Consider the following 7,296-nt stretch of genomic DNA (forward strand, 5'->3'; position numbering starts at 1 on the left):
TCTGGGTACTGGGCGGTCCGCAAGGGCGCGGCCGGCCCGCAGGGATCCGATCCCCGGGGCCGGCCGCGCCGGTGTGGGTGGTGCTATTCCTGCTCGAACCAGTCGCGGCTGACCTTCTCCAGGTCCGTCACGTCGGAGCGGTCGAACGCTTCCTGGAACCCGGCGTGGGTGGTGCGGGCCTGGTCGCCGGCTGCCTTCGCGGCCTTCGCGGTGTCGGACGTCTTCGACGCGTAGGTGAGCGCGGCCTCCGACACGCCGCGGATGATTTTCGCGAGCTCCTGGCACTCCGCCAGGGAGTCGCGGTCCACGCTCTTAGCGCCCAGCGCGTCCGCGTCGGAGGCCGTGTCGTCGGCCAGTTCCTTGATGTTCTCCGCGGCCGTCTTGACGCCCTCCGCGTTGCGGGCCAGGGCCTTCTCCTTGTCCTGGGTCCTTTTGACGAGGACCTTGTACGTCAGCTCCGCCATGATCTTCTGTCCTTCCTGGTGCTACGCGGCAGGCGCGTAGGAGCCCTTGTCGTTGTAGAACCTGAGCTCGGCGGGCTTCGTCTCGTCGCTGTCGACCACGGCCTTGTACAGCGGCGCGTACCGGGTCCCGATGTTGGTCAGGACGACCTTGCACATCTCCGCAGCCCGCTTCGCGCGCTTGTGGAGCTCGGCGGCCTCCGTCGCCTGGGCCTTCGCCGCGTCGGCCAGCTTCGTCAGCTTCGCGGCCAGCTTCTCCCCGCCTTCGACGGCCTTGGCCTGCTCGGCCAGGTCCTGGCAGTCCTTCGCCTCGTCCTCCGCCGCGGCCTCAAGGGACTTGCACGCGTCGGCCACCTTGATCAGGTGGTTCTCCTTGGCCTCCAGCTTCCGCTCGTACTGCTTGAAGTTGCGCAGCTCCTTGCGGCTGATCGACCCCCGGGCAGCGCCCCCCAGGGTCAGGGTGTTCGCGTCGATCTCCTTGACCAGGAGGGGCTTCACGTCCGTGCTCACTCCGTCGTCTCCTTCGTCCGGCGGGGCGATGACGATCGTGTGGCCGCTGGGCCCGGTCACCGCCGTCCCCTGCTGCTTCGGGTCGTCCTGCTTCGGGTCCTGCGTCTTCGCCTTGTGGTCGGTGCGCGCCTGGTCCAGCCGGGCGTGCTCCTTGGCGTTCTCCTCCTTCTTGTCCTGGTAGCCGTCCTTCGTGCCCTGCGCGTACGCCTTCACGTGGTCGACCGCGTTGCGGACCGCGGAGCCGTCGCCGTGACCGACCTCCCGCGAGCGCTGGAGCGGGGTCCGGGTGTCGGTCCCGTTCGAGCTGTGGCCGGAGCCACCGTTCTTGCCGGAGCCGCCGCTCGAACCGGAGCCGCCGCCGCTCCCGGATGCGCCGCTCGTGCCGGATCCGCCGCTCTTCCCGGAGGAGCCGTTCTTGCCGGAGCCGCCGCTGCTCCCGGAGGAGCCGCCCGAACCCTGGCCGCCGCCGCCGTCCTTCTTCAGGTCGACCTTGTCGCCCTTGCCCTTGTCGGCCTTGTCCTTCGAGCTGCCGGACGAACCGCCCGACGTCGATCCGCCGCCGCTCCCGGAGGCACCGGCCTTTCCGTCCTTGCCAGCCTTTCCGCTGGATCCCGCGTTTCCCGAGGAGCCGTCTTTCCCTTTGCCCCCGGAGTCCTTCGCACCCTTGGGGCTCGTGTCCTTCGGCGACCCGCCGCCACCGTTTCCGCTGGTGCCGCGCCCGCCGCCGGATCCGCCGTTTCCATTCGACCCGGACGAGCCACGCCCGCCGCCTCCGGTGGCGCCGCCGCGTCCGGTCCCTGTGGCGCCGTTCCCGGTGGAATTACGGCCCGAATTCCCGCCACTGCTTCCGCCGGAATTGCGGCCCCCTCCTCCGGTCCCTCCGGAGCCGTTTCGGGTGGGAAGTCCCGGTGATTTCGTGACCGTGGTGGTCCGGGCTTCTTTCACCTGATGCGCGCTGGCCTTGGCTTTCTCCAGGTCGAGGCGCTTGTTAGCGGTGCCGCCGCCCTTTGCCCAGCGGGTCGCGCCCGCCCGGATCAGGGTTTTGAAAACGCCTTCCTTGTGCTGGGCGCCGGCGGCGTCGGATCCGGCCCCGGTCAGGTCCTGCGGGGCCTTGAACTGCTCGCTGGTGACGCCCGGGGAGGAGCGGTCCACCACCCCGTCGGGGTCTGCCTTCGCGGCCGGGTCGTCCCCGTCCGGCCGGGCCCCGGCGCCGGTCGCGGTGACCGGTCGGGCGGGTTCCACCGCGGCCATCAGGGCGGCCATGATGCCGGTGTCCGCGGCGGGTGCCGGTGCGGTGCTGGCGGCCGGCGCAGCGGGCGGTTCGGGGGATCCCGCGGGGATCGGGGGCGCCGTATCGGTCGCCATGATTTCCTCACTCTCCGTGGTCGCGGTGGTTCCTTACTCCTTACCTCCCAGCGGAGAGCAGCCGATCAGGCGGCCCATGGGGGTCCGATTCCGGCGCTCTCCGCCAGGAGGGAGGGAGTAATTAATCACCGTGCGTGACTAGGCGTCGGCCTTCTTGCCCTTGCGGGCGAACACCGCGACGGCCAGGGCGCCACCGGCGACGAGACCCAGCAGGGCGGGGGAGTTGATCCCGCCGCTCCCCGCGTTCGCGGTGTCCTGGGTGCTGCCGGCGGCCTGCATGCCGGACCCGTCGGTGGTCTCGTACTGCTGCTTGCAGTCCGCCACGACGGCACTCCTCGGCGGCACGTACCCCTTGCCGCGCTGGTCGGAGGAGTCCTCCACGCACTTGTCGATGGCCGCCTGGATCTTCTCGGCGGAGGCGGTGGCGGCCTTCTTGTCGCTGCTCGCCTGCTCGTTGCGGATTTTCATTTCCTCCAGCTCCAGCTTCTTCATCTGGATCTGGAGGGCTGCGGCCTCCTTCTCGTCCTTCGCGACGGCCGCCGAATGGACCTGGAACCAGATGGTTCCGCCACCGGCGATCGCCACTCCGGCCACCGCGATGGCGACCTTTCCGCGCCGGGTCAGACCGGCCTTCTTGTGCATGACCGGGGTTCCGTACGGCCCTTCGTCGGCGTACGGGGAAGCGTCCGGCGCGCCGTTCCCGAAGGACATTCCGGCCGCCATTCCGGCCTGAATTCCTTCGAATGCCCTCTCTTCGTCCGGCGTCATTTCAGTCTCCGTTCTTACGCGCCAGGTCAGAGGCCGCAGAGATCATGGCCTCCACACCCCGGAAAGTGTTGGTGGAAAGGTCGTTCCACTCCCAGAACCGCATGTTCACGCCCTGCCGGACCAGCTGGGACTGGAGGTAATTCACGGCCTTCCCCCGGTCGATCGCGGTGACGTGCCCGGTGGATTCCAGAAAGGTCTGGGCACCCCTGATGCACATCCGTCCGGTGGGGGAGAAATCGAAGGACTGGCACCAGCCGTAGCGGGTGAGGACTTCGATCACCTGGACCAGGTGGAACGAGGGCTTCAAGGGGCGCGGCTCCTGCCAAAGCCCCAGGTCAGCCATCGCGGACCGGACCCCCTTGGGGATCAGTCGCTGGCCCCAGGTCGGGGGGTCGGGCGCCCAGATCTCCAGGGCCGGCGGGATCACCGCGGGGGGTGCCAGCGCGGGCGCCGGCGGGGTCGTCGTACGGGGGAAGCGCCCGGTCGTCGTGGGCATGCTGTGCTCCTTTCTTGCGTGAGTCGACAAGGCGAGGCCCCCCGCTGATCACGCTCCAGCGGGGGGCCTTCGTGCGCCTGAACACGCGTCGCGGATCTCCAGCCGCTCGGGGCGGTGCCCGAGCTGGATGCAGGGGAGACGGATGCGGTGGTGGCGCGGGGCGGGTGGTGCTCGGGTTGTGCCTGGCCCGCTGTGTCCGCGCTCGGGGCGCGGTGCGGGCGAGCGGCCTGCCGGCCGTGGCCGTCCCCGGTCCGTGCTCGGTGGCGAGAGCGGACCGGGGGCGACTATGAGCGGCAGGACGGTGGTGCGGGCGGTCCGGTCAGCGGAGCGTGTGCTGCTTGAGGGCGACGGCGATCTGTCCGGCGCGGTCCGTGGCGATGGTGCCGCCCTCGGTCCGGACCGCCTTGGCGATGTTGGTCCGGTTCAGCGGCTCGCCCTCGGTCCGGAGCCGGTCCAGTGCGGTCCGCTCCTGGTCCGTGAGCGTGATGACCGTGAGGTCCGGACCGCCGCCCTCTTCCCGGTCCGGACCGGCAACACCCTCCGGGTCTTCCTGGTCGGCCGGTCCGGTGCGGTCCGGCTCCTGCGGTCCGGCAGCGGCATCGGCGGTCCGGACCGTCACGCCCCGGCTGGCCGCCGGGCCCTGGGTGGCGGGCACGGCCCGGGATCCACGGTCCGGACCGGGTCCGGTCCGCAGGTCAGCGCCCTGCGGTCCGGCCGGACCGGCCTCCAGGGCGAGCGCCGGTCCGCCGGTCCGGTCCGTGGCCCCGGCGGTCCGGACCGGACCGTGGACCGCGTTCCGGTCGCTCGGACCGGACCGGACCGGGTACCCGCCGTGCTGGACCGGGCGGACCGGAACCAGGCTGTCCAGCGGTCCGGACCGGTCCATGCGGGTCAGGGTGAGGACGGTGGGGATGGCGGCCGGTCCGTGGTCGTCGGCCGCGAGGCGGGGGACGACGACCCGGTGCAGGGCCAGACCGGTCCGGGCCGCCTTGCGGTCCGCGAGCTCCGCGCCCGCTGCGGTCCAGGCCCGGTCCAGCGTGGTCAGGCGCGGGTCCGTGATCGCGAGCGACCAGGCGGTCCAGCTGTGGCGCGGGTAGCGGATCCAGCGGACCGCCCCGATGGACGGGCGGGCCTTGGCGACCTTGCCGTCCTCACGGAGCTTGCGGCGGTGGATCAGGGAGGCGTACAGCTCCCACAGCACCATGCCCACGATGCTCATGGCGGCGAAGGCGACCGCCTTCGGGGTGAAGTGCCAGTAGGTGATCTGCTCCGTCCAGATCTCCTTCTTCGCGTCCCAGACCCGGCTGCCGGGCACCGGCTCGCCGGAGGCGTGCCAGAAGTTCATGACCGCCGCCCCGAGGGCGAAGATCCAGGTGCTGACGCGGTAGAGGGTTCCGGCGTCGCCGCCCTGGCGGGCCTGGTGGTACATCCAGCCCACGAACGCCGTGCTGAGTTCCCAGGCGGCCGCGAAGAGGATGGTGAAGGGGACGACCCAGCCGAGGATGTCCTCGGCGAAGCCGGCCTGTCCCGTCCACGCCACGGCCATCGGTGCGGTGATCGGGCCGATCACCATCAGCCGCTCCGCGTTGACCTTCACGAACTTCTTCACGCGGTCGGCCACGGACGGCTTCCCTGCGCGGTCCGCGGCCCGCAGCTCCCGCAGCTTCGCCCTGCGGGCCTCCTTCGCGTCCCGGCGCTGCCCCTTGGCCTCGAGCTTGAGGCGCTTGCGCTCCAGCGCCCGCTCCGTGCGGTCCATGGCACGCGCCATCCGCGCCCCGGCCTCCGCGACCAAGTCGTCGGCGGCCTTCAGCGTGACCTCCGCGTCCGCTTCCCTCAGCCGGGCCTGCGCCAGCGCCTGCTCGGCTTCCTTGAGGTCCGCGTCCCGCTTGGTGCGAGCGGCGGCCAGGATGCGGTCGGCCTCCTCGCGGGCGGTGCGGGTCAGACGGTCCGCGTCCTCGGCCGCCGTCGCCCGCAGCCGGCCGATGTCTTCCTTGGCCAGCGTCCGCGTACGCGCCGCATCCGCACGGGACGCCTCCCGCTCGCGGGCGGCGTCCTCGCGCAGCTCGGCGGCCGCCTTCTCCGCCCCGGCCTTCACCTGCGCGGCCTGGGCGCCCGCGCTCTCACGCAGCCGCTCCGCCTCGCCGCGCGCCTGCTCCAGGAGCTCGTCGGCGTCAGTGGTGGCGCGGGTGCGGGTCTCCGCCGCGGTGCGCTCCGCAGCCGTCAGCAGCTCGGTGCGCACCGTCTCCGCGTCGGCGAGGGCCTTCGCGGCACTCTGCTCGGCCTCGGTGCGGACCTGCTCCGCCTGCGCGGTCGCCGTGGCGGCGACCTCCTGCGCCTGGCGGCGGGCGTCGGCGAGCAGCTGCTCGGCAGCCGCGTTGGCGGCGGCGAGGACCTGGTCGGCCGCACCGGCCGCCGTCGCCGTGACGGTGCCGGCCTCCGTGCGCGCGTCGGCGAGCAGCTGCTCCGCCGTGGCTTCGGCGGCGGCGCGGACCTGGTCGGCGTCGGCGGCCGCGGTGGTGGCGGCCTCCGTGCGGACCCGGTCGGCGTCCGTCTCGGCGGCTGCCAGGAGGCGGGACTGCTCGGCGTGGGCGGCCTCGGTGATCGAGGCCGCCTCGGTGCGGGCGCCGTCCAGCAGCTCGGTGGCGAGCGCCTGGCCGTCGGCGAGGATCCGCGCGACGTCGTTGGCGGCCTGGTCCCGGAGGTCGGCGGCGCGGTCGGCGGCGTCGGCCAGGACCGGGTCGGCCTCCGGGAAGACCAGCGGCACCGTCTCCTCGGGGGCGGCGATCTGGGCGGGAACGGACGTCGGCGTCGCCGGTGCCTTGGCGCGCCCGTTGCGGGGCTTCGGGTTCGCCGCGGGGCGTCGGCGGCGGGCGGCGGGCTTGGTGGCCACGGAATGTCCTTTCTCTTCCGGGCGCCTCCGCGAAGGGGCACCGTGGATCTGCGGCGGTGGGTAAGGTCGTCACCAGGCCCTCTGGGGCCCCGGCAGCTCAAATGCCGGGGACTCGGAGGGCCGTCTGCGTGGAACAGGCGGTCAGCGCTGGGCGGGCAGTTCCGGTCGGCGGTTGGCCGTCGCGGCCTGCTGGGTGAGCCAGGCCATGGCGGCCGCCGTCATGTCGTCGGCCGTGTCGGTGTTCAGCGGGGCGGTGTCGATGTCGCGCATCGCGTCGATGGCCGGCAGCAGGCGCATGTAGTCGGGGCTCACGGCGGTGATCTGGCGGCCCGACGGCAGCGGGGTCAGGTCGTAGGTGGTGCCGCCCACGCAGATCCGCTCGACACGACAGACGAAGGTGTGGCCCTCCTGCCCGGTCCAGAACATCTCCGGGTTGCGGTAGAGGACGTACTGACCCCGCTTGTAGGCGGTCGCGGGGGCGGTGCTCTGGGTGGTGTCGCGCACGGCAACTCCTCGTGTCGGGTGGTGGTCCGGGCTGTCCGGCTCCCCGTCATCGCCCGGACCGGCCGCCGATGTTCGGCGGTCGGTGCGGGCGGATCAGGCAGCCGTCAGACCGTGGCGAGGGACCGGTGCGGGGCGATGATCTGGCCGTCGGGCAGCAGCTCACCGGTGTCGTCGAAGACCACCAGGGCGTTGCACAGCAGGCTCCTTCTCTGCACTTCACTCGATTGGGAGTCGGTGTTGATCATTCGTTCTCCTCGGAGCGAGGTGTGGGCAGGGGGAGGTCGATGACGGGCCTTTGAAGG

At 72.2% G+C, this 7,296-nt stretch carries 7 protein-coding genes; all 7 read right to left on the reverse strand.

The annotated features are described in order from the left end of the window. Window positions 1–83 precede the first annotated feature (83 nt). The 7 genes from IG54_RS0131770 to IG54_RS42660 all read right to left on the reverse strand — a co-directional run bounded on the left by IG54_RS0131770 (window position 84) and on the right by IG54_RS42660 (window position 7,239). Complete coding sequence (locus IG54_RS0131770; protein ID WP_030792600.1) at window positions 84–464, reverse strand: hypothetical protein; 381 nt, start codon at window positions 462–464, stop codon at window positions 84–86. Between the two features lie 21 nt (window positions 465–485). Then, complete coding sequence (locus IG54_RS43195) at window positions 486–2,336, reverse strand: hypothetical protein (RefSeq protein ID WP_234336417.1); 1,851 nt, start codon at window positions 2,334–2,336, stop codon at window positions 486–488. A 138-nt stretch (window positions 2,337–2,474) separates the two neighbouring features. Then, on the reverse strand, window positions 2,475–3,059 hold the full coding sequence (locus IG54_RS0131785) for a hypothetical protein (protein WP_030792603.1): 585 nt from the start codon (window positions 3,057–3,059) through the stop codon (window positions 2,475–2,477). A gap of 46 nt (window positions 3,060–3,105) precedes the next feature. Then, window positions 3,106–3,600, reverse strand: coding sequence for a DUF6197 family protein (locus IG54_RS0131790; RefSeq protein WP_234336416.1), 495 nt, complete (start codon window positions 3,598–3,600; stop codon window positions 3,106–3,108). 319 nt (window positions 3,601–3,919) lie between these two features. Continuing rightward, window positions 3,920–6,490: a hypothetical protein gene (locus tag IG54_RS0131795; protein ID WP_030792608.1), complete on the reverse strand. Its 2,571-nt coding sequence runs from the start codon at window positions 6,488–6,490 to the stop codon at window positions 3,920–3,922. A 141-nt stretch (window positions 6,491–6,631) separates the two neighbouring features. Continuing rightward, on the reverse strand, window positions 6,632–6,994 hold the full coding sequence (locus tag IG54_RS0131800; protein WP_030792611.1) for a hypothetical protein: 363 nt from the start codon (window positions 6,992–6,994) through the stop codon (window positions 6,632–6,634). Window positions 6,995–7,098: 104 nt separating this feature from the next. Then, on the reverse strand, window positions 7,099–7,239 hold the full coding sequence (locus tag IG54_RS42660) for a DUF5999 family protein (protein ID WP_199809620.1): 141 nt from the start codon (window positions 7,237–7,239) through the stop codon (window positions 7,099–7,101). Window positions 7,240–7,296: the final 57 nt, after the last annotated feature.

It is taken from the genome of Streptomyces sp. NRRL S-920 (assembly GCF_000717945.1).
Classification (GTDB): Bacteria; Actinomycetota; Actinomycetes; order Streptomycetales; family Streptomycetaceae; genus Streptomyces; species Streptomyces alboniger.

Bases quoted from the DNA above. Each gene is read 5' to 3' on its own strand.
- IG54_RS0131770 (WP_030792600.1), bottom strand. From the start codon at position 464: ATGGCGGAGCTGACGTACAAGGTCCTCGTCAAAAGGACCCAGGACAAG.
- IG54_RS43195 (WP_234336417.1), bottom strand. From the start codon at position 2,336: ATGGCGACCGATACGGCGCCCCCGATCCCCGCGGGATCCCCCGAACCG.
- IG54_RS0131785 (WP_030792603.1), bottom strand. From the start codon at position 3,059: ATGGCGGCCGGAATGTCCTTCGGGAACGGCGCGCCGGACGCTTCCCCG.
- IG54_RS0131790 (WP_234336416.1), bottom strand. From the start codon at position 3,600: ATGCCCACGACGACCGGGCGCTTCCCCCGTACGACGACCCCGCCGGCG.
- IG54_RS42660 (WP_199809620.1), bottom strand. From the start codon at position 7,239: ATGATCAACACCGACTCCCAATCGAGTGAAGTGCAGAGAAGGAGCCTG.